The 22,546-nt window shown below is 62.8% G+C and carries 19 protein-coding genes and 1 pseudogene; 16 read left to right on the top strand and 4 right to left on the bottom strand.

Going from position 1 to position 22,546, the window contains the following annotated elements:
* The first annotated feature begins 39 nt into the window (after positions 1-39).
* The 10 genes from J7J50_RS13270 to J7J50_RS13225 all read left to right on the top strand — a co-directional run bounded on the left by J7J50_RS13270 (position 40) and on the right by J7J50_RS13225 (position 14,898).
* Complete coding sequence (locus J7J50_RS13270; RefSeq protein ID WP_215058590.1) at positions 40-1,668, top strand: aminotransferase class III-fold pyridoxal phosphate-dependent enzyme; 1,629 nt, start codon at positions 40-42, stop codon at positions 1,666-1,668.
* Positions 1,665-5,426 (top strand): beta-ketoacyl synthase N-terminal-like domain-containing protein, encoded by a 3,762-nt coding sequence (locus J7J50_RS13265; RefSeq protein WP_215058589.1) that lies wholly within the window; start codon positions 1,665-1,667, stop codon positions 5,424-5,426. Before J7J50_RS13270 ends, J7J50_RS13265 begins: the two co-directional genes overlap by 4 nt.
* A gap of 198 nt (positions 5,427-5,624) precedes the next feature.
* A complete protein-coding gene (locus J7J50_RS13260; protein ID WP_215058588.1) occupies positions 5,625-8,084 on the top strand; it encodes an MMPL family transporter in 2,460 nt (819 codons plus the stop codon).
* Positions 8,081-9,010, top strand: a complete 930-nt coding sequence (locus J7J50_RS13255; protein ID WP_215058587.1) for an outer membrane lipoprotein-sorting protein — start codon at positions 8,081-8,083, stop codon at positions 9,008-9,010. Before J7J50_RS13260 ends, J7J50_RS13255 begins: the two co-directional genes overlap by 4 nt.
* Positions 9,007-10,302, top strand: a complete 1,296-nt coding sequence (locus J7J50_RS13250; protein WP_215058586.1) for an FAD-dependent oxidoreductase — start codon at positions 9,007-9,009, stop codon at positions 10,300-10,302. Before J7J50_RS13255 ends, J7J50_RS13250 begins: the two co-directional genes overlap by 4 nt.
* Before the next feature lie 67 nt (positions 10,303-10,369).
* Positions 10,370-11,140, top strand: coding sequence for a hypothetical protein (locus J7J50_RS13245; RefSeq protein ID WP_215058585.1), 771 nt, complete (start codon positions 10,370-10,372; stop codon positions 11,138-11,140).
* A 213-nt stretch (positions 11,141-11,353) separates the two neighbouring features.
* Complete coding sequence (locus tag J7J50_RS13240) at positions 11,354-12,604, top strand: cytochrome P450 (protein WP_215058584.1); 1,251 nt, start codon at positions 11,354-11,356, stop codon at positions 12,602-12,604.
* A 168-nt stretch (positions 12,605-12,772) separates the two neighbouring features.
* Complete coding sequence (accB, locus tag J7J50_RS13235; RefSeq protein WP_215058583.1) at positions 12,773-13,243, top strand: acetyl-CoA carboxylase biotin carboxyl carrier protein; 471 nt, start codon at positions 12,773-12,775, stop codon at positions 13,241-13,243.
* Positions 13,244-13,357: 114 nt separating this feature from the next.
* Positions 13,358-13,621 (top strand): hypothetical protein, encoded by a 264-nt coding sequence (locus J7J50_RS13230; protein ID WP_215058582.1) that lies wholly within the window; start codon positions 13,358-13,360, stop codon positions 13,619-13,621.
* Positions 13,618-14,898: a cytochrome P450 gene (locus J7J50_RS13225; protein ID WP_215058581.1), complete on the top strand. Its 1,281-nt coding sequence runs from the start codon at positions 13,618-13,620 to the stop codon at positions 14,896-14,898. Before J7J50_RS13230 ends, J7J50_RS13225 begins: the two co-directional genes overlap by 4 nt.
* Before the next feature lie 484 nt (positions 14,899-15,382).
* Here the strand turns inward: J7J50_RS13225 and J7J50_RS13220 are convergent, their stop codons facing one another.
* The 4 genes from J7J50_RS13220 to J7J50_RS13205 form a co-directional block, all read right to left on the bottom strand.
* Positions 15,383-16,306: an alpha/beta hydrolase gene (locus J7J50_RS13220; protein WP_215058580.1), complete on the bottom strand. Its 924-nt coding sequence runs from the start codon at positions 16,304-16,306 to the stop codon at positions 15,383-15,385.
* Positions 16,307-16,361: 55 nt separating this feature from the next.
* Entirely contained in the window at positions 16,362-17,504 is a 1,143-nt protein-coding gene (locus J7J50_RS13215; RefSeq protein WP_215058579.1) for a hypothetical protein, read from the bottom strand.
* A 34-nt stretch (positions 17,505-17,538) separates the two neighbouring features.
* Positions 17,539-18,057 carry a hypothetical protein gene (locus tag J7J50_RS13210; protein WP_215058578.1) on the bottom strand — a complete coding sequence of 173 codons (519 nt, stop codon included), beginning with the start codon at positions 18,055-18,057 and terminating at the stop codon, positions 17,539-17,541.
* Positions 18,058-18,225: 168 nt separating this feature from the next.
* Positions 18,226-18,468 carry a hypothetical protein gene (locus tag J7J50_RS13205; protein WP_251044094.1) on the bottom strand — a complete coding sequence of 81 codons (243 nt, stop codon included), beginning with the start codon at positions 18,466-18,468 and terminating at the stop codon, positions 18,226-18,228.
* A 273-nt stretch (positions 18,469-18,741) separates the two neighbouring features.
* Between J7J50_RS13205 and J7J50_RS13200 the strand changes: the two genes are divergently transcribed.
* The 6 genes and pseudogenes from J7J50_RS13200 (at position 18,742) to J7J50_RS24815 (ending at position 22,504) form a co-directional block, all read left to right on the top strand.
* Positions 18,742-19,497: a two-component regulator propeller domain-containing protein gene (locus J7J50_RS13200; RefSeq protein WP_215058576.1), complete on the top strand. Its 756-nt coding sequence runs from the start codon at positions 18,742-18,744 to the stop codon at positions 19,495-19,497.
* Complete coding sequence (locus tag J7J50_RS13195) at positions 19,394-21,355, top strand: triple tyrosine motif-containing protein (RefSeq protein WP_215058575.1); 1,962 nt, start codon at positions 19,394-19,396, stop codon at positions 21,353-21,355. Before J7J50_RS13200 ends, J7J50_RS13195 begins: the two co-directional genes overlap by 104 nt.
* Before the next feature lies 1 nt (position 21,356).
* Positions 21,357-21,506: a hypothetical protein gene (locus tag J7J50_RS13190; protein WP_215058574.1), complete on the top strand. Its 150-nt coding sequence runs from the start codon at positions 21,357-21,359 to the stop codon at positions 21,504-21,506.
* Positions 21,476-22,054 (top strand): annotated as a pseudogene (locus J7J50_RS13185) (alpha/beta hydrolase); the annotation flags it as partial. The gene J7J50_RS13190 and the pseudogene J7J50_RS13185, both read left to right, overlap by 31 nt.
* A gap of 73 nt (positions 22,055-22,127) precedes the next feature.
* The gene (locus J7J50_RS24820; RefSeq protein WP_251044096.1) at positions 22,128-22,316 is read left to right on the top strand and encodes a hypothetical protein; all 189 of its coding nucleotides are present in this window, start codon (positions 22,128-22,130) and stop codon (positions 22,314-22,316) included.
* On the top strand, positions 22,247-22,504 hold the full coding sequence (locus tag J7J50_RS24815; RefSeq protein WP_343222508.1) for a DUF1016 N-terminal domain-containing protein: 258 nt from the start codon (positions 22,247-22,249) through the stop codon (positions 22,502-22,504). Before J7J50_RS24820 ends, J7J50_RS24815 begins: the two co-directional genes overlap by 70 nt.
* Positions 22,505-22,546 lie beyond the last annotated feature (42 nt).

The raw sequence follows: 22,546 nt of genomic DNA, 5'->3' as shown, positions 1-22,546 counted from the left end.
CTGTTCCAGTCGCTGGACAAACAGTCGCAGTTGCAGGTGTTGGCGATCGTCCGCGGTGCGGACGGCATCGCGCCGGCACACGATGGCAGGGGCGCGGCACGGCCCCTGAAAGCGCTCGACCAGCGCGACCTCACCGACGAGCACCGCGCCTGGATCGCCGCTCTGGTCGAGAGGTACGACCGCTTCGTGCCGAAGTCCAAGGCCAATGTTCTCGAACACCAGGTCCACTTCGTCGACCAGCGTCGCGCTTTCCACTTGATCAAGGATCTGAAGAAGCTCCACTTCCAGATCACCTACACGAAGGCCGATGGCGCCTACGTCCACGACGCCGACGGCAATCGATACATCGACATCTCCGGCGACATGGGCGTGAATCTGTTCGGACACCGTGCCCCCTTCTTGATCGACGCGATCAAGCACAGCCTGGACCAGGGCATCCCGCTGGTCGGCTATTCCGACATGATCTTTCGGGCCTGCAAGTTGTTCTGCGAGATCACCGGCCACGAACGCGCGCTGTTCACGCAATCGGGAACCGAGGCGGTGATGTTCGCGGTGCGCATCGCGCGCGCGGCGACGGGCCGGAAGAAGATCGTTATTTTCGACGGCAGCTATCACGGCCTGTCGGATGCGGTGGCGGCTACCAAGGATCTCGCCGGCAACAGCTTCCCGATGGCGCCGGGCATCGAGCAGGAGTTCGCCGACCAGATCATCGTGCTGGATTACGGCGACATGGCGTCGCTCGACGCCATCGAGCAGCGCGCCGGCGAGATCGCCACGGTGCTGGTCGAGCCGGTGCAGTCGCGTCATCCCTACAAGAAGCCGGTCGAATTCCTCAAGGCGCTTCGCCAACTGACCATCGAGAAGGGCATCCCGCTGATCTTCGACGAGATGATCACCGGTTTCCGGGTCTGCCATCGCGGCGCGCAGGGGCTGTTCGGCATCCAAGCGGACATGGCGACCTACGGTAAGATCCCCGGCGGCGGGCTGCCGACCGGGGTCATCGCCGGCGCGGCGAAATACATGGATCTGGTCGACGGCGGCACCTGGCGGTTCGACGACGACAGCATGCCCAGTTCCAAGCGCACCGGCATGGCGGGCACGCACTCGCAGAACCCGCTGAAGATAGCCGCCGCGCTCGCGGTACTAAGCGAGATCAAGAAACGCAGCGCCGAAACCGCGCCCGACGGTACATGTGCCTGCTTCCAGCAGGGGCTCAACCGGAAAACGACTGATCTCGCCGACGCGCTCAATGCATTCTTCCGCGAAGAGCGCCTGCCGGTGGTCATCGACACCTTCGGTTCGTTGTTCCGCTTCCGCTTCGTCGACAGCTATTGGGGCGCGACCGAAGCGCTGTTCTTCATCCTGCTGCGCATGGAAGGCGTGGAGACCAACATCCAAGGCAACTGCTTCCTGACTACCGCTCACACCGATGAGGACATCGAGGCGGTGATCGCCGGCGTGAAGGCGAGCATGTCGATGCTGAAGCGCAGCGGGTTCTTCCGCGAACCCGATGAGGAACCGGTGCAGGACACCGCACCGTTGCCCGAAATCGCGGCTTTCGCGCCTGCGCAGTCCGGCAACGCGTCGCCCCGCAACGAAATGGAGCGCCTGAGAGCGCTGCTCGCCGCCGACTTCGCGTTGGCAGAAGAAACAGGGGACTTGAAATGAGCGCAGTCGCTGAACCGGCATTGTTGGATACGATCGCCAGATCGGTCGCATCCACGCTGAAAATCCCGGCCGATCGGCTGGACGTCGACGCTGACTTCGACTCGTTCGGCATGGACTCGATCATAGCGATCGAGCTGATGACGAACCTGAGCAAACAGCTCAAGGTATCGATCACGCCGGCGCAGCTGACGGCGGTCAAGTCGATCAGCGAGCTGGCGGGCGCCATCGGCGGTCTGATGAACGAGTCCCCGGCGGCGCCGGTGCCGAAGGCGCCGCCGATCGCCGCCGCACAGCCTGCTACCGCGGCCACGGCACCGGTGAAACCGGCCGGAGCGGGCGCTGCTCCGCGCCCCCGTGCGCAGGCGCGGCGGCAACCGCGTACCGATGGGGCAGAGGGCCTCGGACGCATCCTGGCCTTCGTCCGCGACGAATACGGCCTGGACCTGCACGGCGAGCGCTTCACCTCCAAGCAAGCGGTGATCGATCATCTGCTGGAGCACCACGCCGACGCGCTTTCGCATTACTTCGGCCTGTCCGCCGACGAGCGCGGCGCCGAGCCCGCCGAAGTGCAGGCGGTCGCGCTGCCGACCGGCCACCTCGGGATCGCGGTGGTCGGCATGGCCTGCACGTTCGCGGATGCCACGACACCGGGAGCGCTGTGGAACAACCTGATCGAACAGCGCTCGTTGATCGCGCCGCTGACGGGAAATCGTTGGGGCGCCGCCGCCGCCGCCGACGCCGCGCCGCGCTGGGGCGCGCTGATCGAGGAAGTCGACCGGTTCGACCCTGCCTTCTTCGGCCTCAGCGAAGACGAGGCCCGCTTGTGCGACCCGCAGGAACGCCTGGTGATGCAGGCGCTATACCACGGCCTGCAGAGCGCCGGCCTGCGCGCGGACATGCTGCGCGGTACGCGCACGGGGCTTTTCCTCGGTTATGAGTACGCCGAATACGAGCATCACCTGCGTCGCAATCTGCACCGCATCCCAAGCGCTCCGGCGCTCAGCTCGTCCAGCCCGATCTACTACCTCGCCAACCGCATCTCGTTTCTTTACGACTTCAAGGGCCCGAGCGAAGTGGTCAACGCCAGTTGCGCCTCCTCCGGGCTTGCGATCCACCGCGCCTGTCAATCCCTGGCGCAGGGCGAGTGCGACGTGGCCATCTGCGGCGGCGTGTCGCTCAATCTCTTCGAAGGCGACTACGCGGCTATCGCGCGCTACGGCCTGCTGTCGCCCGACGGCAGCTGCGGCGTGTTCGACGACGCCGCCAACGGCTTCACCCGCGGCGAGGGCGTCGGCCTGCTGGTGCTGACGCGGCTGGACGATGCCGAGCGCGACAACCGCCGCATCTTCGCCAAGGTCGTCGCGACCCACCAGAACAACCGCGGCCGCGCCAGCTTCATCTCCGAAATCAAGCACGAAGCCATCACCGAAGTGATCGCCGAATGCTACGAGAAGCACGGCATCGCTCCGAACTCGGTCCGCTACATCGAAGTCGACGGCTACGCCACCAAGTGGGGCGATTCCTTCGAGTTCGAAGGAATCAAGAACGCATTTAATGCCTCGGCCACGGGCGAGAAGCATTGCGCGCTCGGCAGCATCAAGGGAAACATCGGCCATGTCGAGCCGGCCAGCGGCGTGGCCAGCGCGATCAAGGTGGCGCTGTCGCTGTACCACAAGCAGTTCCCCGCCACGATCACCAAGAAGACGCTCAACAGCTTCATCGACATCGAATCCAGGGCGCATCCGCTGTACATCGCCGACCGCGCCCTGCCGTTCGACGAGCTGCGCCGCGGCGACGAACCGATCCGCGCGGGCGTCAATTCCTTCTCCGACAGCGGCGTCAACGTGCACCTGCTGTTCGAGGAATACCGCGCCGGCCACGGCGTCGCGCGCGCGGAGCAGGGCGGCCGCCAGTTGTTCGTCTTCTCGGCACGTACGCGCGAATCCCTGCTCGAATCGTTGGCCCTCACGCGCGAATCCCTGCAGGACTCGTTGGCCCTCTACGCCAGTCGTCCGTCGCTGGAGGACATCGCCTACACCCTGCAGCTGGCGACCGCACCGATGGAGCATCGGCTCGCCATCGTCGCCGCCAGCCACAAGGAGCTGAGCGAAGCTTTGGCGCGCGCCGCCAAACATCTGGCCGCGGACAAGCCGGTGGAGGGCAACGGCCCGATCTTCATCGGCGGCCCGCAGGAGCGCGACAACACACGCGTCTTCAACATGATCAAGTCGCAGATCGGCGAGGACAAACTGCTCGAGAACTTGCGCGAAGGCATGCTGAAGGACATCGCGATGCTGTGGGTCACCGGCATCGATATGCCCTGGGAGCGCCATTGGCGCGAGGTGGCGATGACGCGCCGCCTCAACGCGCAAGCGCTGCCGCAGTTGACCGACATTCCGCCGTACCCGTTCGCCAAGAACCGCTACTGGCTGGATTTCGACGACGCCGATACGCCGGCGCGCGTGGAGATCCCCACCGTGGCCAGGCCGCAGAAAGCCAAGAGCGAGCCGGACGGCGGTGTCACGCGCGAGGTTGCGCGCCAGTGGCGTTTCGTCGATGCGCTCGCCGACGGCGAGAAGGCCCAAGCGCTCGATGCCGCGGACAAGATCGTGCTTTTCCTCGCACAGGAAACCGCCGAAGCGCTGCGTGTCCCGCGCGCGGATGTCGATGTCGGTACGGACTTCCTCGACCTCGGCCTGGATTCGGTCGCGATGGCCTCGGTGATCCAACGGGTCATCGGGTTGCTCGGCGAAAACCTCTCCCCGAGCGTCGTGTTCAATCACCCGAACATCGAGCGTCTCGGTGCTCATCTGGCCGAGAACTATCGGACCAGGATTGATCGTATCCACGTCGTCGGCTCGGTCGCCGACTCGGTCGCCAACTCGAAGGGCGCCTCCGCGGCGGTCTCGGCCTCGAAGTTTCTGCGCACGGCCACGGCGAAAACCGATCTGGAAACCTGGTTCGTGAGCCGCGACGCGATGGCCGACGATCTTGTGCCGATGCAGACCAACGCAACGGGAACGCCGGTCTTCGCCATCCCGGGCGCCGACGGCAGCGTCCTGTCGCTGCGGACCTTGAGCCGCGCGATGAACGGCAAGCGCCCGATGTTCGGGATCCAGTCGGTCGGCGTGGATGGCAAGCGCGAACCGCTCGATTCCATACGCGCGATGGCCGAAGCCAACATCGCCACCCTCGCGGCATTGAAGGACTGCGGCAAGCTGAGCCTGCTGGGCTATTCCAACGGCGCGGTCGTCGCATTCGAGATGGCGCATCAGCTGATGAAGCAGAACATCGTGGTCGAGCGTCTGGTACTGGTGGATTGCCGCTGCCCGGCGTCGTCGATGCGAAGCCTGTCGGATGAGATTCTCGACGCCTTCGGCAACCTGATCACTTCGCTCGGCGGCAAGTCGAAGCTGGATGCGGAGGAATTCCGCGAACTCCCGGAGGACCGGTGGGCCGACTATCTGTTCGATCTCGTCCAGCGCAACGGCTTCTGGATGCCGAGGGAGAATTTCATGCTCGCGTATCGGATTTCGCTCGCCAACGAGAAGGCCTGCCGCAGCTATCGTCCGAAAAAGCTGCCGGAAGCCTGCGAGACCGTGATCGTCCGCGCGACGCGCAGCAACGGCGATCAGCCGCCGGCATTAGGCTGGAACAAATTCCTGGCCAAGCCTGCCGCCTGCATCGATATCGAGGCGGATCATATTTCCGTCGTCGGCGTGGACGGCAGCGCGGCGATCGCGGGGATCTTCCAATGAATCGCCGGTCTGGCGCGATCAATGGCCGGGGCGGGACCCGCAACGCATCGCCGAATCGACCCCTCAACCAGCCTGTATCAGCGGGGGCATCGAGCCTGCGCGGGGCAATCATCATGACCAACAGGAAGTGCATTCATGTCCGTTAGAGATCGAATCGTAAGCCGATTATCCGCGCACTTCAAAAACGTCCCGGATGCGTTGCGCAAAAGACGCCTGCTGGTCGGCATCGTTTTTCTCGCCTTGCTAGCCGCGAGCATCTACGGCATCGGCAAGCTGCGCATGGACATGACCATCGAGGGCTGGTTCAACAAGGACGACCCGACGCTGGTCGCGTTCAACCGCTACCACGCGCAATTCGGCAGCGAGGACGGTGTCTACATCGTCTACAAGGCGAAGAACGGAGACGTATTTTCGCCTGCCTCGCTGGAAGCCACGCGCGGCATCCAGAACGATCTGATCAACTTCCGCGCCAAGCTCAAGCAGGGCGAGCAGTCCGCGCTCGAACACATCGTCAAGGTCGACACCCTGGTGAACGCGCCGGTGCTGACGGTCGACGGGGACGTGCTGGCTTCCAGGCAACTGGTCGGCGATACGGTGCCCACCTCGCCGGAAGCGATCGCCCAGATCAAGGCGATCGCGGAATCCGAGAAGCAGCTGCCGCTGCAGTTCTTCTCGCGCGATCACAAGTACGGCGGAATTTATATCGAAACCGATTTCGGCAGCGTCCCGGTCGGCGCGGAGGCGGTCACCGAGGACACGGTTCTGTCGCTTGATCAGACCGCCTCGCACGACGAGGACAAGCCTGTCGAGTTCAAGCCCACCGATCAGGCCGACTACCTGAAGCTGTTCGAGGAGATCAAGAAGATCCTCGACAAGCCCGAGTACGCCAAGCAGTTCGATTTTTACGCGGTCGGCAACACCGCGGCCGCCGAGCACGACGTGAAGATGTCGGAAGAGATGGGCGTTCTCTACCTGGCCGCGTTCGCGATCATCGTGGTGTTGCTGTGGTTCCTGTTCCGTTCCGCGTCGGCCGTGGTGTGGTCGATGCTGATCGTCATCTTGAGCACGGTTTTCACCCTGGGCGCCGCCGGATGGCTCGGACTCACCGTCACCGGTTTCCTGATCCTCACCATCTTGCTGATCCTGACCGTAGGCGTCGCCGATTCGGTGCACACGCTGACCGCCTACAGCCACCTGCGCGTTTCCGGCACCGAGCATCGGGATGCGCTGCGCCGCACGTACAAGTTCGCCGGCGTGGCGCTGCTGCTGACCGGTTTGACCAACATGACCGGCACGATGGCGCTGAACATCACGCCGGTCGTTCCGATCCAGAGCTTCGCGATCATGTCGACCCTTGGCATCGCGTTCGCTTTGCTGCTGACCTTCTACCTGCTGCCGGTATTGATCGACCTGTGGCCTACGGTGTCGAAAAAGAAGGTGATCGTCGCGACGCCGGAGAAAAAGCGGTTCTTGGATGTGCTGCCGCGTCTGAAGTCGGCCTTGGACAAGGTTGTCCCGCTCGTGGAGAAGCGTCCAGTCGCGTTCATCATTCCCTTCATGCTGGTGCTCGCAGCCTCCATCTACGGTGCGACCCAGGTGAAGATCGACTCGCAGATCCTGGACCAGTATCCGGAGGACTCGACCTTCACCCAGAGCGTGAAGGTCGCCGACGAGCACATGATGGGCGCCTACGCCATGGTGCTGTACCTCGATTTCAAGGAGGACTTCGCCCTGCAGGACCCGGACGTGCTGAAGGCGATGGACGAACTGCAGAAGAAGTTCGAGACCAAGTACAAGAAGTACGTGGTGACGACAAACTCCATCGCCTATGTGGCGAAGGACGCCAACCGGAAACTCAACGGCAATGCGCCGCAGTACGATCGGATTCCCGATACGCGCGAAACGCTGTCGCAGACGTTGTTCATGTTCAACAGCGCGAATCCGAGCGAGCGCCAGCGCCTGGTCGACGACAGCTACCGCAAGGCCAACATCAAGATATCGCTGCACAGCTACGGGTCGTACGAGTACGACGCGGTCTTCAAGCAGATGCGCGCCGACATCGACGAGATGATGGCGAAGCTGAAGACGAAGTACCCCAAGACCGAGGTGTCCATCACCGGCATCTTCGCGCTGGCGATGCAGGCGGCTCAGTACATCACCGAAAACGAGGCCATCGCCTTCGGCATCGCTCTGGTGGTGGTGAGCCTGATCCTGCTGCTGGTATTCGGCTCGTTCAAGGTCGGAATGATCGCGTTGATTCCCAACCTGATCCCCGCGACGCTCTCGCTGGGGGTGCTCGGGATCTGCGGAATTCCCCTCGATTTCTTCACGATGATGCTCGCGCCGATCATCATCGGCATCTCGATCGACGACACCGTGCACTTCATTTCGCATTACCAGCAGAAACTGGCGAAGCACGGCGATGTCAACGCCGCGTTGCGGGAGACGATGAGCGAAGCCGGCCCGGGCGTGGTGTTCACCGCGCTGATCCTGGGCCTGGGCTTCGGCATCATGGCGATCGCCTCCGCGGCGGGCACGTCCAACATGGGCAAGTTCGGCGCGCTGGCGATCTTCATGGGTCTGCTCAACGATCTGTTCCTGCTGCCCGCCCTGTTATTGGCATTCAAACCGAAGTTCAAAAAGGAGACCGTTGTATGAAAACCGCCTGCCGTATTTTCTTCGCGGCGCTGTTCCTGGCCGCCCCGACGGCATCCCTCGCGCAGGATGCCCGTGAGATCATGATCAAGGTGGACGATGCGACGAATCACAGCTTTTCGTCTTCGGCCCGCCAGTTGAAGTACTCGACCTGCCGCTACCAGGTCGGCGGCGGAAAGCTGTCCTGCGCCGAGAAGCCGCGCATCGTGGTCGTCGAGTCGTTCAGCAAGACCCGCACCACCCCGGGACTCCCGGGACAGCGCGACCTCGAATTCAAGGCGCTCGACCTCATCATCCAACCGATCAGCGACAAGAACACGGCAATGCTGTCCTGGGGATATCCCGAGGACAAGGCTTCTGACTTCTGGGTCTATCTGCCTGTGTTGAGCAAGGTCAAGCGCATCGTGTCCGTCGCCGACAGCGGAGAGAGCGGTGCCGTGTTCGGTTCGGAGCTGTCGACCGAAGACGCGGACGTCAGGAAGGTGAGGGATTACACGTACAAGATGCTTGGCGAGGACACCTATCGCGACCGCCCGGTCTGGAAGATCGAGTTGACCCCGACGGACAGCCGCCGCAAGCGTTCCTACTACGGCCGCATCGTCTCCTACGTCGACAAGGAGCGCTTCATCACGCTGAAGGAGGATCTCTACGATCGTGCCGGCCGGCATTACAAGCAGTACTCGGTGCAGGAGGTGAAGCAGTTCGGCAAGGTCTGGCTGGTCACGAAGGCCGTGATGAACAACCTCACCAAGCGCCGGATCACTAATTGGGAACACACCGAAGTCGCGCTCAACGTCGATATCGACGAAGAGTTCCTGGGCCAGCGCTCGCTGACCGACTTCGCCTATCGTGAGCGCCATATACAGCTCTACCGCAAGTACCTGACCCAGGGCAATGGCGGGACGCAGCAGGAGTCGGCCAAGTCATGACCATGTCCACAGACAGCGAAATCTACGATTGCATCGTGGTCGGTTCCGGCACCGCCGGTGCCGTGATCGCGCGCGAACTCAGTCGCAGCGGGCAAAAGGTGCTGATCCTGGAGCGGGGGCCCTATATCCCGCTCAAGGAGACGCTCTGGACGCTCGGGTCGATGTTCAACGAGGTTCCCGTGGCCGACAAGCTCAAGGACGCCAGGGTGTACGCCGCGGGCGGATCGAGCGCGATGTTCATGGCGGTCATGGACGAACCGCCGATCGATGCCTATCGCGCGCTCGGTATCGATCTGCAGCCCGCTTACGATGCGATGCGCCTGCAGGTCCCGCTCGCCGAGATGGCCGACGCGCTCATGAGCCCGCAGGCGCACAGAGTGCGGGAAGCCGCCCTTGCGCTCGGTTACGACTGGAAGAAGAAGCTGATGCTGATCGACCAGTCGAAGTGCAGCGGCGTCTACTCGTACGAGGCCAAGTGGAAGGCGCTGAGCTTCGTCGACGAAGCCGTGCGCCTGGGCGCGGTGCTGAAGTGTCAGGCCCTCACGGAACGGGTGCTGATCGAGAACGGGCGCGCGGTCGGCGTGGAATGCCGGATCAAGAAAGAAGCGGTCAAGTTCCGGGCGGAGCGGGTCATCGTCTGCGCGGGCTCGCTGGCGACGCCGCTGCTGCTGCGCGGCAGCGGGTTGCAGCATGTCGCCGCCGGCGGCTACTACATCGATCCCAGCTTTACGCTGTTCGGGCGCGTCCCGGGCCTTGGCGGCGTCGACAGTTTCTGCGGCACCATGGAAACCACGCTCGAAGAGGGCATCGTCCTGAAGGACGCGAACGTGCACAAGCTGCCGTTCCGCATGTTCATGCTGCAGTACATGCAGATTTCGCGGATGTTCGCGTATCCCGAGAGCATCGGAGTCACGGTGATGGCCCACGACGAAGTCGGCGGCGGCCTCTCCGCCGATGGTCGCTACAACAAGACGCTCGATGCCGCGGTTTTCGACAAGCTCGCGCATGGCGAGCAGGCGGCGCGCGCGATCCTCGAACGCGCCGGTGCCGGCGACATATTCAAGGCGCCGATGTTTTCCGGCGGCGCCCTCGGCACGTTGCGCGTGGGCAGCGATGTCGACGCGAGGCTCGAAACCAGCGTGCGCGATCTCTACGTCTGCGACGGCTCGCTCATCCCGGAGAACGGACGTGTCGCGCCGACACTGACCTTGCTTTGCCTGGCGAAGTATCTCGCCGACATCCTGACCCAAACCCGTCACTTGCCCGCCGAAGCGGAGGCCGTTCCGGCCTGACCCGCCGCAACCCGCGAGCGGCGCTTGTGTTCCATCACCCCACCCATCGCAACAACAGGGAGACAGCATGAACGAAGTATCGAATACCGCGACCACGGACAAGGCCGCCGCCCCAAAGAAGATCAAGGACCCGCTCTGGAAGAGAATCTACTTTGCCTTCAGCTTGTTTGTGATGGCGGTGATCGTCGCGCATTTCACCTGGCTGGCCTGCGGTTCGGCGCAATGGAAACTCGCCAAGGACGAGGATGGCATCAAGGTCTACGTGATGAAGGCACCGGGCGACGCGATGCTGAAGATGCGCACGGTGATGGAGGGCGATTACACGCTGAGCCAGTTGGTCTCGCAGCATATCGGCGTCGGCGACAGCCTGCAGGTTTGCAAGGAATGGATTCCCGGATGCAAGGATTTCAAGCGCATCATGGACTTCAACCCGCAACGAGGCTACGACCGGGATCTGTGGCGCGTGGAAGTGCCCGGACCGTTCGACGATCGAGAGCTGTTGATCTCGACGATATTCCATCAGGACAAGGCGACCAAGACGGTAACGCTCGACGTGGTGGGCATGCCCAACAGCTTGCCGCATACGCCCGGCGTCGTACGGTTGGAACGCATTCACAACCAATGGACCTACAAGCCGTTGGCCAGCGGCAAGGTGGAAGTGGCGCTGATCCAGGACGTTGGTTTCTCGGACGTCGGCTTCTTGCCGTACCCCCTCCTGAACCTGACCCTCGTCGATGACAGCCACAAGTTCTTCGCGACCACGTTGCGGTCGAGCTTGCTGGAAGACAAGTACGTCAACGCCAAGGTGGACCTCGTTGACCTTGAGGATATCCGCTGACCGAATTGCCGCAGGCCACTCGGCACACGGCCCGCCACCGCTGATTGGAAGGGTGGGGTGGGGCGCCTGTTGGACACTCGAACGTCCGGCGCCCTATCGGCTCGTACATGCTATCCGCTCGCACGAAAGCCCGAAACGTTGCAGCTGTCTTCCTGTGAACAGGTTCAACGCGAACCGAACCAAATCATGACCGAGAATGGGAGGAACCAGACCATGACCGTAACGACGCAAGAAATCGAGGCGCCCCAGGAAACCGGGACGCCCCTGGAACTGTTCAACCCGTTCCTGCCGGGGTTCGACGAGAACCCGTACGAGCACTACCGGACGCTGCGCGACACTCACCCGGTGCAGGAGCACCCGATGGGGTTCTGGTTCGTGTCCCGGCACGCCGACGTCGCCACGCTGCTGCGCGACGCCCGATTGTCGGTGGCGGACAGCAACCTCGGCGCCGGCCCGATGCGCGATCAGTACGAGAAGCTCATCGCCAACGCGCCCGTCAAACTGGTGACCTTGTTGGACAGCGACCCGCCGGATCACACCCGGTTGCGGTCGTTGGTGGGCAAGGTGTTCACGCCGCGCTCGATCGCCGCGCTGGAGCCGATGGTGACCGAACTGGTCGACGAGTCGTTGGACCGCATCGCCGATGCCGGCTCGGTCAACCTGATCGACGCGCTCGCGTTCCCGTTGCCGTTCGCGGTGATCTCCACGATGCTCGGCATGCCGGACATCGCCGATCCCAAGCGGCTGCTCGAGTTGACCGAGACGCTGGTCATCGCGCTGGAACCGGTCGCCGATCCCGACGTGATGACGGCGATCGTCGATGCCGAAGTCGAGCTGTCCGGCATGATGCGAGAGGTCATCGCGTGGAAGCGGAACAACCCGGCCGACGACCTGCTGACCGCGCTCATCCAGGCAGACCATAACGGCGATTTTCTCTCCAACGACGAACTGGTGGCCCAGATCCTGCTGCTCTTCATCGCCGGTCACCATACGACCGTCAACCTGATCGGCAACGGTGTCGCCGCGCTGTTGCGCCACCCCGACCAACTTGCGCTGCTGCGATCGAACCCGGACCTCATCGGCAACGCCGTCGAGGAGTTCCTCCGCTACGACAGCCCCACCCACCAGACCCGTCGGATCACCGTGACCCCGTACCAGGTCGGTGGCCGGGAGATCCCGGCCGGCGCGATGATGATCGCCTGCCTCGGTTCGGCTAACCGGGACGAGCGGATGTTCGGCCCGGACGCCGACGTGCTGCGGATCGACCGCGAACAGGCTCGCCACCATGTGTCGTTCAGCGTCGGCACGCACCACTGCCTGGGCTCCGCGCTCGCCAGGCTGGAGGGGAGGGTGGCGATCAATCGGCTCGTGAGCAGGTTCCCCAAACTGGCGTTGTCCGGTCGGGTGCGCTGGAACGGCCGGATCAACCTGCGCGGTGCGACGGATATTCCGGTCAGCGTGTAGGCACGTGCCCGACGGGTCGCAAGAGGCGAAGACCTCGCCGACGTCGGGCAACTCACGCAGCCGCCGGGTCCGCATCATCTTTCGCGGAAGCTGGCTATCGGCTCCTGCAGGGGCTCTTGAATCGCCCTTGCTCCGAACTTCCTCTCAACATCGCCCCTTCGGTCCCGCATGGAAATTCGCAAGATAAAAGGACTTATCCGACTGCTCAAAGCCTCCAGTCTGGCGGAGGTCGAGGTCACGTTGGGAGGATGTGCCATCCGAGTTACTCGCGAAAGCTCGAGCTCGCTACAGACTTGGCACAAATCGACATCGGAATGGCGATCGGGCGAAAGCCCGCCGCAAATAGAAGCTGGGGTATCGGCAGTCGTCGCCGCAGCATCGGACTCATCAGCGGACCGGAAAAGTGGACACGTCGTCCGTTCTTCAATGGTCGGGACAACCTATCTCTCGCAGAACCCGGAGGCGCCTGCGTTCGTAGCGGTGGGTACAACCGTGAAGCGTGGGGACACTTTGGGGGTCGTCTCGACACTAAGCACGTCCAATCGCATCGAAGCCGGGGTATCCGGCACGGTCACGGATGTTCTGGTCACGAACGGACAACCCGTTGAGTTTGATCAGCCGATGTTTGTCATTGGCTGACCGATGGATCGTGTGCACAGCGGTCAGATCGATCTCATCTTCGCGGCTTAGCCTTCGTTTACGGCGGAGTCGCGCAGTGGTCATGCAGCGGACTGCAAAGGATTCGGCTAAGCCATGACCATGTCCGGAGACGGCGAAATCTACGACTGCATCGTGGTCGGCTCCGGCGCCGCCGAAGCCGTGATCGCGCGCGAACTCAGTGGTCACGGGCAAAAGGTGCTGATCCTAGAGCGGGGGACGGCCAGAGCGGATTCACAACCCATGGACATCGCGCGCCCTATCGACTCGTACATGCTATCCGCCTGCACAAATGCCCGAAACAAAATTGCAGCTGGTTTTCTGGTGAACTGCGATCAGGTGAACCGAGCCAGATCATGACCGAGAACGGAAGGAACCAGATCATGACCGTCATCACGCAAGAAACCGAGGCGCCCCAGAAAACCGAGACGACCCTGGAACTGTTCAACCCGTTCCTGCCGGGGTTCGACCAGAACCCGTATGAGCACTACCGGACGCTGCGCGACACTCACCCGGTGCAGGAGCACCCGATGGGGTTCTGGTTCGTGTCCCGGCACGCCGACGTCGCCGCGCTGCTGCGCGACGCCCGACTGTCCGTGGCGGACCATAACCTCGCCGCTGGCCCGATGCGCGATCAGTACGAGCAACTCGTCATCGACGCGCCCGTCAAACTGGTGTCCATGATGGACAGCGACCCGCCGGACCACACCCGGCTGCGGTCGTTGGTGGGCAAGGTGTTCACGCCGCGCTCGATCGCCGCGCTGGAGCCGATGGTGACCGAACTGGTCGACGAGTCGTTGGACCGCATCGCCGATGCCGGCTCGGTCAACCTGATCGACGCACTCGCGTTCCCGTTGCCGTTCGCGGTGATCTCCACGATGCTCGGCATGCCGGACAGCGATCCCAAGCGGCTGCTCGAGTTGACCGAGACGCTGGTCCTCGCGCTGGAACCGGTCACCCTCACCGATCCCGAGGTGATGACGGCGGTCGTCGATGCCGAAGTCGAGCTGTCCGGCATGATGCGGGAGGTCATCGCGTGGAAGCGGAACAATCCGGCCGACGATCTGCTGACCGCGCTCGTCCAGGCAGACCATAACGGCGATTTTCTTTCCAACGACGAACTGGTGGCCCAGGTCCTGCTGCTCTACATCGCCGGCCACCATACGACCGTCAACCTGATCGGCAACGGTGTCGCCGCGCTGCTGCGCCATCCGGGCCAACTTGCGCTGCTGCGGTCGAACCCGGACCTCATCGGCAACGCCGTCGAGGAGTTCCTCCGCTACGACAGCCCCGTCCACCAGACCCGCCGGATCACCCTCGCTCCGTACCAGGTCGGTGGCCGGGAGATCCCGGCCGGCGCGATGATGATCGCCTGCCTCGGTTCGGCCAACCGGGACGAGCGGATGTTCGGCCCGGACGCCGACGTGCTGCGGATCGACCGCGAACAGGCCCGCCATCATGTGTCCTTCAGTGTCGGCACGCACCACTGTCTGGGCTCCGCGCTGGCCAGGCTGGAGGGGAGGGTGGCGATCAGCCGGCTGGTGAGCAGGTTCCCCGCACTGGCGCTGTCCGGTCGGGTGCGCTGGAACGGCCGGATGAACCTGCGCGGCGCGACGGATATCCCGGTCAGCGTGTAGGTGCGTGCCCGACGGGTCGCAAGGGGCGAAGACCTCGGCGGCAGTTGTAGGCGCGCGTTAGAAAATCAGCAACTGCCTGCGGATGTCCACGTATCACCGCGGCGCACAACGAGCTCGCCATTGATGCAGATGCACTGCGAGCCTCTGCAGCCAAGCACCAAGAGACTGACTACATAGCGACATCACCCGCGGAGAACTTCGCTGAAGTGGAGCAGGGCCGGGCTCAGCTGATTGATGCGATCATGCTGGATCTGCTCGATTCGCACGCCGACAACGCGGAAGACATGCTTACTCACCTGAGGCAATTCCGCGCAAGTGGCGGGCTCCCTCTATTGATTGGCGACCTCCTCGACCCTCCTCGGAGACGTAAGCAGGAGCGCTATCCGCGCCACGTACGATTTCCTCGCGCAACTGGTCGAAGACGATTTCGTTAACCGCTGGCCTGAGAATCTCAGAAAATCTAGACCGTAGCTCCGGTCCGGGACTAATGCGGAGCCTGAGTAAGAAACGTTTCTACTGTCTGCACAGACCATTCAGGATACTGATGTTGCGGAGCGTGCCCGGCCTCGGAATGAAAAACGAACTGGGCATTTCGCATGCGCCCGATCAAGGGAAACCAATTCTGTCCCGCCGTGCTGGTGTCATGATCGCCAGATAGGACGAGGACCGGCAGCGTCGTCTCCATCAGACGCTCACGACGCCCCATAGGGTCTTGGTGAAAACCCTCGGCTACCCGGAAGTACCTTTGGAACTGCTCTGGCGTCGAGGGAATTCGAGGAGTCACGCCTTCGCGTGTGTAGATGCGATCGTGGGAGGCTCGCGCAAGCTGTCGGCTTCGCTCTGACTTTGGTTCGAAGAACAAAACCTCCTCGTCTGGCAAATCGTTGATGGGCTTGAGAGCCCTTTCGAGGAATGCCGGCTGCAGCGGAATGGCGTTCTGCCCGGCAGGATTCGTGGCAATCAAGATTCCGTGACTAACGCGACTGGGATAATCCAGGAAGTAGGCTTGCGCGACCAGTCCACCCCACGACCACCCGAGCATGGCGAAGCGTTGGATGCCTATGGCTTTGGTGAACTCGTCTAAGAAACGCGACATTTCCTCCATGCTTTCGGGCATTACGCCTTCGGAATAACCGATGCCTGGGTAATCGAAAAGGACCAGCGTGTGCCGTTGTGCCAGCGCATCCAGGAACAGGGGATCCCAGGTATCCAGCGTTCCACGAAACCGATTCGCGAGCACAATGACTGGGCCTGTACCGATCTTCCGATAGGCGATGCGACCGCGTCCCAGGTTCACGTAGAGCGTGGGCGCCTCTAACGCCACCGATGCAGGACGCCCGGACTCTGAGGTCTCTCCAAATGAGGGGCCGCAGATGAGCAATAAGAGGAAAAGGGCAATCGATCTCATGTTGACTCTCCTCGCAGTCGGAGGCTCGGGATGTTGTCGCTAGAGCGGCTAACGGTTAATGGCTGGTGGCACGCTTGATCGGACTAAGTCCGCCATTAGGGTCGTCGCGCACGTGGCCGTGGACCTTTGGCAGGTCGAATTGCATGAGGTTCCAGCGAGTTACATCTTCTTCCCACTCGTCGCCCGTACCTGCTGTCAATGGCATCGCAAGATTCGCTACCACCATGCGCAGTCCGATTACCGCGGAGGCAGCGGGGAACAACAAACCCTGAGGCGAACCATCGGGAGCAATTCCCAGGAACCGACCCGCGCGTGCGACCTCCCGTCCATTGAGATCGAGCGCTACGACCGCGTCAGCCTGATTGGCCGCAACCCATAGCAGGCCTTCATGAAGTACCAGGCCGTCTGCGCCATGGATGCTCTCGGCCAGGATTGTCGGCGCTCCGCCGCCTAGCGGAAATCGCAACACGCGGCCGTCCCCGGCATTGTTGACATAAAGGTAGTTCTCGCTCGGGTCCAGGGCCAGTCCATTCGCGCCGAAGGGCAGAGCGCCGGTGGTGGCCAGGAGCGGATCTCGCGAGATCACTTCCACTGTGCATGGCCGGCACTGGGTGGCGGCACTGATCCGATAGAGCGCGCCTTGGAACGAATCAGACACGTAAGCAGAGCCGGCGCGATCGAAGGTCAGTCCGTTGATTGCCGGAAAGCCATTGGAACCGAACCGAATCGTGTCCTGGCTGCCGTCCGGATTGGCAACATGCCGCTCGGCCGGGCTCGTTGGGGACAGCGCGGCGAACGTCGCGACGTCTTCTACTGTCGTGTTTTCGTCAAAATTCGAAGGCAGACGCTGCAGGCGAGAAAGGCCGAAGTTGAGGAAGTAGACGTGGTTTCCCGCGAAAGCCAGGCCGGTTATTGGGGTCGGGCCGAGGGGATGGCGCGCGACCAGTTTGCCTTGGGACGACAGACGCAGGATCTGGTTGGCGCGCGATGATTCGGGCGTCCGTGCGTCGAATGACCCGACAAAAACATCGCCATTTGCAGGGTTCACTGCGAGACTTTCGGGATGCCGGAAGTCTTCCGGCAATAGCGCGAACAGCTTGACCGGTAACCGGACAGGCGCTGTTTGCGCTTGGCCAGGAAGGATGAACGAACCAAGCAGGAGCGCGAGCGTTAAGCCCAAAGCTTTGAAGGAAGTCATCGGATGGGTTCTCCGCCAGCTATCAAGACGCCTGTTATCCGGGGTTCCCGGTAGCTACCGTTCCCGCTACGCGGGATCTCGTGCGCATGCGCAGCACCTGAAAGACGACGCCCATGAGAAACACGACGAAGGCTGCACCGATAAGCATCGCCAGGCGTGGATCGTCTGGGCCGCTCGCCCACGGCTGACCCACTGGCACACGCGTGAGGGTCTCGGTAAAGCCAGGAATGAAATGAAAGAAAAACGTCAGCGAGTACGCGACAGTGGCGATATAGGGGGAGATGCGGCCAAAGGGCGCCTTGCGTTCTGCGAATGCGGCCAGGGCCAGCACGACGAGTGTTATCACTGCCAATGCGTGCGGCTTGCCAAAACCGCCATGGCGGAAAATGAAAAGTCCGGTGATGCACGAGCCAACCGTGAGCCATACAAACAGGCGCCCGGCCATGGTACTCATTGCGATCTCGCGGTATCGCCAAAATGCCACCACGCCTGCGGCGAGCGCAATCAGACTGATGGCGGTGTGGAAGAGGCCGAACGGACTGATGCCCAACATGGTCGTTCTCCAGGGTTGAACGAGGCAGGCCTCGGGCCGCGTCCTATGCAGCGCCAGGCATCCGATGTCGCAATCGTTCCTTCGTTGCGCGATCGTCCACTGCGTTGCTGCAGGGTCCCAAGCCCCATCCGGGCTACAGGGGCTTCCCCCGAAAGAGGGTCGCGGAGCTCAGCCGTCCAGGTCCAAGCGTCGGCGGCCGAAGAGCAGGGCATCTAACGAGTACGCCCCGGGGCCCAACAACGTCAGGGCCGCGGCGCTAAAGCCGAACGCCAATATCCCCAGCGTCGCCAGCGCAAGATCCGACTGCGCCGTGCGCACGATTGCAATCAGGCAACACGCCAGTGCACTCCACGGAGTACCTAATCCCCCCAATAGAGAGACGGCGATCAGGATCGTCAGTCCCTGCAGCACTCGCTGCCCACCGGCAGCCAGAGTCGGAGGATCCATCAGCACAAGGGTGAGGCAAAGAGCGACCCGAAGCAGGACCAAGCCAATTCCTGGCGCACCGTGTGGGAACAAAGAAAAGAGACGTTGCACCTGTCCAGCCTAGGTCGTTGATAACGTCCCCGCCAACCGTGATTAGGGGGGGCTGCGCATCCCACAAACGGGGGATACGCCGCGACACCGGATCCCATAGTTTTTGCGTGATTTTCGTGTGAACCTGTGCGGGTGAGCGCCCTTCGGATGGCCCGACTCGACGACTTGACCCGCGGCCTGTTGCGGCTGGTGGTGCTTCTGGGTGCGTGTGGTTGGAGCACCTTGTCGGCGGCCTCGCTTGAGGCTCCCCAATACCACCACACGGCCTGGTCGATGGAGCAGGGTGCGCCCGTGGATGTGTGGGCCCTGGCGCAGGGCAGCGACGGTTACCTATGGCTCGGCACGGGCACGGGCCTCTACCGTTTCGACGGCCTGCAGTTCGAACTGCAGGCGCCGCCGGCGTCGTACCCCTTCGTCACCACGAACATCACGTCGTTGCACATGGGGCCGGACGACCGGCTCTGGATCGGCTTCCTGCTGGGCGGCATCAGCATGTTGCACAAAGGCCGCTTCACCCACTACACGGGCGATGCAATGCCGACGGCCATGGTCCTTGGCTTCGTGACCGACCGCGACGGTGCAGTGTGGGCAGCGTCGACCAGCGGCTTGTCGCGGTTCGACGGACGGCGCTGGGCGAAAGTGGGGCAAGACTGGGGCTATCCATCCGACCGCGCCGATGCCCTTCTGCTGGATTCTCACGGCACACTGTGGGCGTCCACCGGCAACACACTGGTGTACTTGCCACGCGGGGAGCGCCGGTTTCGTCCGAGCGGCGAATCGGTGAGCCATTTCGCATCGCTTGGTTTCCGCCGACGGTCGCCTGTACGGCGTGCGCAATGGCGTGCTCGAGACGATAGCCGATGCCGGCGAAGACGGTATCGCTGGATTGGCCGCTACGGATGACGGGACGGTGTGGCTGGCGTCGGCCCACCATCTGCTGCGCTGGCGCAATGGGCGCATGGCCGCTGTCTTACCGCCGGAGAACGCGGGAAGCGCCGTCGTCACCTTGATGGCAAGCGACGGCAACCATGGCGTCCTGGCGATGCATGAAGGTCACGGCCTGTTCCGGCATGACGGAACCCAATGGCATGGCATCGGCATTGGAGCGTTGCGCGCTCTGCACGCGACCGCACTGCTCAGGGCGCGTGATGGCGCCGTCTGGATCGGCTATCCCGCCAACGCCCTGACCCGCTGGGACGGGACCGCGCGGCGGGATTTCTCGGCTCATGAGGGCTTGAACGTAGGTACCGTGACCGCGCTGGCGGATTCCGCCGCTGGGCTCTTGGTCGCTGGAGAATCCGGGTTGGCATTGCTGCATGAAGGTCGCTTCCATCCGCTGAGAGCCTCGCGCCCCGAGTTGCTGCACGGAATTACCGGCATCGTCGAAACCGCACGCGGCGAGCTATGGCTGAATGGTGTCCGGGGCGTGGTTCGGATTGAACGGGATGCCTTGCGGCGTGCGTTGGCGAATCGCGATGAGCCGCTGAGCCTGCGCCTCTTCGACTTCGACGATGGGTTGCCCGGCGTGGCGCAGCAGGCACCAATATCGTCTTCAGCTGAGCTAGCGCGTGATGGTCGCATTTGGTTCGCCACCAACCAGGGACTGGCGGTGATCGATCCCCACAACCTGCACAGCAATCCCATTGCGCCTCCGGTAACGGTGCGCGCGCTGGCAGCCAACCGTCGCCAATACGGTGCGATCGCTGGAATGCGTCTGCCAAAGGGCACCAGCGATCTGCGAATCGACTACACCGCGCTCAGCCTGTCTATGCCCGAGCGTGTGCAATTGCGTTATCGTCTAAGTGGCGTGGATCGGCACTGGCAGGATGCGGGTAACCGTCGTCAAGCGTTCTACACCAACCTGGGGCCCGGTGATTACCGCTTCCAGGTCATCGCGGCTAACGACAGTGGCGTCTGGAACGAACAGGGTGCCACCCTGGGTTTCAGCATCGAACCGCGCTTCACCCAAACATGGTGGTTTTCCGCGCTCTGCGTCCTCGTTGGGGCGGGGTTGCTGTTTGCGCTCTACTTGCTGCGCCTGCGCCAGATCGCGGAAGGAGTGCATGTCCGCCTGGAGGAGCGTCATCAGGAGCGCGAGCGTATCGCTCGAGAGCTTCATGACACGCTGCTGCAGGGCATCCAAGGGCTCGTCCTACGATTCCAGGCGATTGCCAATCGTTTACCCCAAGAGGATCCGACCCGTACCGCCATGGAGCAGGCGCTGGACCGCGCGGATGACGTTATTGCTGAAGGTCGCGACCGTGTATCCGATCTGCGCGCTTCAATGACTACGACGCCGGACCTTGCGGAGGCATTCGGGCGACTGGGCGTCGAACTCGCAGAAAGCCATCCCGCTGGCTTCCAGGTTCTGGTGGAAGGGCGCCTGCCGGTGATCGACCCGGTCGTGCGTGACGAGATCTACTGGATCGGCCACGAGGTGCTGACCAACGCCTTCCGTCATGCGAAGGCGAGCAGCATCGAGGTGGAGATCTCCGCTGCCAAGGAAAGTCTTTCGTTTCGATTTCGCGATGACGGTCGAGGGATCGGCCAGAACGTTGCTCCCGGGACCACGGAAAAGTCCGGGCACTGGGGCTTGCGTGGGATTCGCGAACGTGCGCAAGGCATTGGCGCGGAACTGGGCCTGTGGAGCCGGGAGGCCGTGGGAACCGAGGTGGAGCTGGTCGTTCCAATGAAAGCGATCGGGATGAAGCCTCGAAGCATGGGCTGGTTTGCACTCATGGCGAGTGCATGGAGACGATGACATGAGCGAACGGCGCATACGCATTCTAACCGTGGACGACCATCCCCTGCTTCGCGAGGGGATCGCGGTCGTACTGGCTGGCGAACACGACATGCAGCTCGTAGCCGAAGCGAGCAATGGTGTCGAAGCCATCGCGGCCTCGTGCTGGTAGGTCATTCCACCGGCGGCGGCGAGATCACCCGCTACATGGGGCGGCACGGCACCAACCGCGTCGCCAAGGCAGTGCTTGCCGGCGCCGTTCCGCCGGTAATGGTGAAGAGCGCGAGTCATCCGGGTGGCGTGCCGATCGAGGTCTTCGACGGCATTCGCGCAGGCACGGCGGCCAACCGTTCGCAGTTCTACCGCGATCTCGCCAGCGGCCCATTCTTCGGCTACAACCGGCCGGGCGCGAAGCCGTCGCAAGGCGCGATCGACGCATTCTGGCTGCAGGGCATGCAGGGTGGACTCAAGGGCCAGTACGACTGCATCAAGCAGTTCTCGGAAGTCGATTACACCGAGGACCTGAAGAAGATCGATGTGCCGACCCTGATCGTCCATGGCGACGACGACCAGATCGTGCCCATCGACGGGTCAGCGCGGCTTTCGGCCAAGCTGGTGCCCAAGGCTACGCTGAAGGTGTATCCGAAGGGTGATCATGCACTCCCGGTCACCCACCAGCAGCAGTTCAACGAGGACTTGCTCGCCTTCCTCAAGGCATGAGCTTACGCGGCTACGCCTTGACGGCAGCGCGGTTCCGTCCCGCCGCGCTGCCGCACCTTTCCAAGGGGTGCGCATGAAGCCTTATCTGCCGATGTCCTGGATCATCAGGCAGGCGCTGGCGAACTACCTTTACTGGCAGATTGGCCGCGAGATCCTCGAGCGCCAAGTCCAGCAAGGCAGGGGGCAAACGTTATCGACAGACTTGCTCGCGATCTGCATGCGGCCTTTCCGGGGACGAGAGGCTTTTCCCGCGCGAACCTGAAGTACATGCTTGCCTTTGCTGAGGCTTGGGACGCTGAAATTGGCCAGCACTCGGTTGGCCAATTGCCTTGGGGCCACAACGTGCTACTGCTGACTAGGCTCGACGATCCAGCTGAGCGCCTGCGCTACGCCGAGCGGGCCATTGCCGATGGCTGGTCGCGGAATACCCTAGAAGCCAAAAATCAGTAGGTAAGAAGTTCTGCTGCATGCGAACCCAGACTCAGACAACTC

The sequence above is a fragment of the Lysobacter sp. ISL-50 genome (genome assembly GCF_018612875.1).
GTDB lineage: Bacteria > Pseudomonadota > Gammaproteobacteria > Xanthomonadales > Xanthomonadaceae > Lysobacter.
This window is presented reverse-complemented; position numbering and strand designations above follow the sequence as displayed.

Bases quoted from the DNA above. Each gene is read 5' to 3' on its own strand.
- J7J50_RS13225 (WP_215058581.1), top strand. From the start codon at position 13,618: ATGACCGAGAACGGAAGGAACCAGATCATGACCGTCATCACGCAAGAA.
- J7J50_RS13210 (WP_215058578.1), bottom strand. From the start codon at position 18,057: ATGTTGGGCATCAGTCCGTTCGGCCTCTTCCACACCGCCATCAGTCTG.
- J7J50_RS13240 (WP_215058584.1), top strand. From the start codon at position 11,354: ATGACCGTAACGACGCAAGAAATCGAGGCGCCCCAGGAAACCGGGACG.
- J7J50_RS13190 (WP_215058574.1), top strand. From the start codon at position 21,357: ATGAGCGAACGGCGCATACGCATTCTAACCGTGGACGACCATCCCCTG.
- J7J50_RS13200 (WP_215058576.1), top strand. From the start codon at position 18,742: ATGGCCCGACTCGACGACTTGACCCGCGGCCTGTTGCGGCTGGTGGTG.
- J7J50_RS13215 (WP_215058579.1), bottom strand. From the start codon at position 17,504: ATGACTTCCTTCAAAGCTTTGGGCTTAACGCTCGCGCTCCTGCTTGGT.
- J7J50_RS13230 (WP_215058582.1), top strand. From the start codon at position 13,358: ATGACCATGTCCGGAGACGGCGAAATCTACGACTGCATCGTGGTCGGC.
- J7J50_RS13250 (WP_215058586.1), top strand. From the start codon at position 9,007: ATGACCATGTCCACAGACAGCGAAATCTACGATTGCATCGTGGTCGGT.
- J7J50_RS13245 (WP_215058585.1), top strand. From the start codon at position 10,370: ATGAACGAAGTATCGAATACCGCGACCACGGACAAGGCCGCCGCCCCA.
- J7J50_RS13220 (WP_215058580.1), bottom strand. From the start codon at position 16,306: ATGAGATCGATTGCCCTTTTCCTCTTATTGCTCATCTGCGGCCCCTCA.
- J7J50_RS13265 (WP_215058589.1), top strand. From the start codon at position 1,665: ATGAGCGCAGTCGCTGAACCGGCATTGTTGGATACGATCGCCAGATCG.
- accB (WP_215058583.1), top strand. From the start codon at position 12,773: ATGGAAATTCGCAAGATAAAAGGACTTATCCGACTGCTCAAAGCCTCC.
- J7J50_RS13255 (WP_215058587.1), top strand. From the start codon at position 8,081: ATGAAAACCGCCTGCCGTATTTTCTTCGCGGCGCTGTTCCTGGCCGCC.
- J7J50_RS24820 (WP_251044096.1), top strand. From the start codon at position 22,128: ATGAAGCCTTATCTGCCGATGTCCTGGATCATCAGGCAGGCGCTGGCG.